This window comes from Aliiglaciecola sp. 2_MG-2023 (assembly GCF_030548145.1).
GTDB classification, from domain to species: Bacteria; Pseudomonadota; Gammaproteobacteria; order Enterobacterales; family Alteromonadaceae; genus Aliiglaciecola; species Aliiglaciecola lipolytica_A.
Genome location: NZ_JAUORY010000054.1, coordinates 1 through 2,352, shown reverse-complemented (window position 1 = coordinate 2,352; position 2,352 = coordinate 1). Strand labels below are relative to the sequence as shown.

The 2,352-nt window shown below is 37.4% G+C and carries 5 protein-coding genes; all 5 read right to left on the bottom strand.

What is annotated here, in order from left to right; translation table 11 throughout:
* Window positions 1-87: 87 nt before the first annotated feature.
* Complete coding sequence (locus Q4567_RS22135) at window positions 88-399, bottom strand: hypothetical protein (RefSeq protein WP_303502472.1); 312 nt, start codon at window positions 397-399, stop codon at window positions 88-90.
* Window positions 400-416: 17 nt separating this feature from the next.
* Window positions 417-884, bottom strand: a complete 468-nt coding sequence (locus Q4567_RS22130) for a hypothetical protein (RefSeq protein ID WP_303502471.1) — start codon at window positions 882-884, stop codon at window positions 417-419.
* A gap of 115 nt (window positions 885-999) precedes the next feature.
* Window positions 1,000-1,308 carry a ribonuclease E inhibitor RraB gene (locus Q4567_RS22125; RefSeq protein ID WP_303502470.1) on the bottom strand — a complete coding sequence of 103 codons (309 nt, stop codon included), beginning with the start codon at window positions 1,306-1,308 and terminating at the stop codon, window positions 1,000-1,002.
* A gap of 118 nt (window positions 1,309-1,426) precedes the next feature.
* Complete coding sequence (locus Q4567_RS22120) at window positions 1,427-1,819, bottom strand: hypothetical protein (RefSeq protein ID WP_303502469.1); 393 nt, start codon at window positions 1,817-1,819, stop codon at window positions 1,427-1,429.
* Window positions 1,820-1,895: 76 nt separating this feature from the next.
* Window positions 1,896-2,267, bottom strand: coding sequence for a hypothetical protein (locus Q4567_RS22115; RefSeq protein ID WP_303502468.1), 372 nt, complete (start codon window positions 2,265-2,267; stop codon window positions 1,896-1,898).
* Window positions 2,268-2,352 lie beyond the last annotated feature (85 nt).

Here is a 2,352-nt window from a genome sequence, read left to right as displayed (position 1 = left end):
GTTTGGATTGACCTTGAAAAAGTGGTCAAAAGATGACTAATACCTATTGACCAACAAGAGGCTCATATGTGTTAGGCGTAAATACCATCAGTGCGCTCCGCCCCATTGGACCATTGCATAAAAAGAAAATAGTAGTAAAAATGTCACCAGAAATGGAACTGAAACCACTAAAACCCTATGCCTTAGACTACCACCGATTTCTGATACCATTTTAAACACTAGAACACTAAAAGAAACACATACAAATAGTGGGAAAATGATCGTAGAAAACGCATAACCACCAAATTTTGCCATCGAATCAGCCCAATAGGTTAAATTCAAAAAGTGAAAACTTATCGTAAACACTACAGAAGCTATGATAACCAATAGAAATGCTTTTAGTTTGATAGGTCTGATCATCTTTTACGCCTAACGCCCTAATCAGCCGCGCCGCTTTTTGGCGTCGGATGAATTTGCTTGTTAGCCATGCTGGGCTCGACTTTTACTTTTACACCCGACATGTAATCTTGATTGAACCAAAGTAACTTATCTAATGGAAAGTCACTAAAAGTTAATTCTATTTCTGACGTCCAGACCACTTTTAAATTTTCAGGCTTGCCGTCCAACCCAAAAAATCCGTTATATTCTTTGCCTGATTCCACATCTACGATGTTTACTCCAGTTTGCCAGTTAGTTGTTGCTCCGCAATCTGAATAACCAAGCTTCGCAATTTTTTTACCATTTGGCGAAGCAAACTCTGATACTTCGGTATATGAGCATAATGATGGGCCTTCAATTCCTAGAATATCCATTCCGTACCCTATGGCCTTAAATCCAAACCATATGAAAAATAGAATAGCGCCAAGATTCCAAACTGATTTTTTAACCTTCGCTACAACACTCATGCAGATCCTTATGTATGGCTAACGCTTACAATAACGGGAAAAGCCGAGTGCTTTGGCACGAAGTGCCAGCGAGGATTTTTCCCAATGAGCGAAGCAAATGATGTTGATTGTTTTGTTATGTTTTGACAACAACCCGCCAATTTTCCAAAACTGCATTGAACTCACTTCCAATATTAATAAAAGAACTGATCCACTCACCAATGTGTTTGGGATTACAAAAAATTTCCATTCTAAGTTTGAGATAATAACCTCCTCCTTTGAATCTTCCTTTTCTTAAAATCGCACTGCCATCTTGAACGTTAAGATGTTTAAACAATTTATCTAAACAAATTTTAGAAGGTACTTTAAATTCAAATTCTAAAAGTTGTAGCCCCGATAAGTCGACACCTGATTCGGAGAGCATTTTCAGTTTTTTTTCGATCATTTAAGAAACATAACACTTAACATATGGGGCGCAAGCTTGTTGGCTATACTTGCGAAGAATGAGCTGAGCCAGCGAGTTTGCGTCCCAATGAGCGCAGCGAATGAACATAATGTTTTTGTTAGGTGCGTGTATATTCAAAACTATCTAATAACTCCGCAGCATAAATTTTTTGATTTTCATTAAGTGTATCCGTATCCAATAAGGAGCGCACCATCCTCCAATCATCCTCTTTGGTAATTCTACCTCTGGAAGTGATTTTGAGAAAAGTTTTATATGATTCGTTTTTTAAAATTACTAGCGATGGTAAACCAAGTTTCAGTAGTTCTGACTCTAAATTTTCTCGTTGAGTAATTTTCATATGAGAGCAAACTTCTAAGGCGTCTTGTGCTACTTGTCGTACATCTGAAATTGGAAAGGTCATTATATGATCTTTAGTCAACTTCATTGCTGAATCACCTTGCCCAAAGACAAGTTCAGTAAATTCAGCAAGTAGTTCCTTTTCAGTTTTCACTAAAGCACCTAACGCCTCGTTAAGAGGCAAATAATAAGTTGGCTAAAATAAGCGACGCAGGAGCAAAAGCCAACTGTTATTTGTCCTGCTTTAACGACTTGTTAGGTAACTTTGCATACCCCGCTTTAACTTGCTTTGCTATATAGGTATCAATAGCACCTTTTAAATTACTATTGGGGTTTAAATTACAATATGAGCTAATGTCTAAAATAAAATTTTGACCTTCAGGCATTTTATCTGGTGACTTACCAGCATTGAAAACAACACCAGTTCCGGTTAGATAGCCAGCCCACCAATTTTTATAACCATATTGCCAATTAGGTTCATTCTTGTTTATGTTATAGAGAGAACATCCGACGCTACCGAAAACATTACTGCCTTCTGTTGCCCGTGATTGACCAGCAACAATTAATAAAATAACGAATGTTATTAGATACGTAAATCTCATTTAGTTACCTAACGCCCTGTTAACGGGCAAAATATAGTTGGCTAAAATAAGCGACAAAGGAGCAAAAGCCAACTGTACTTTGTCC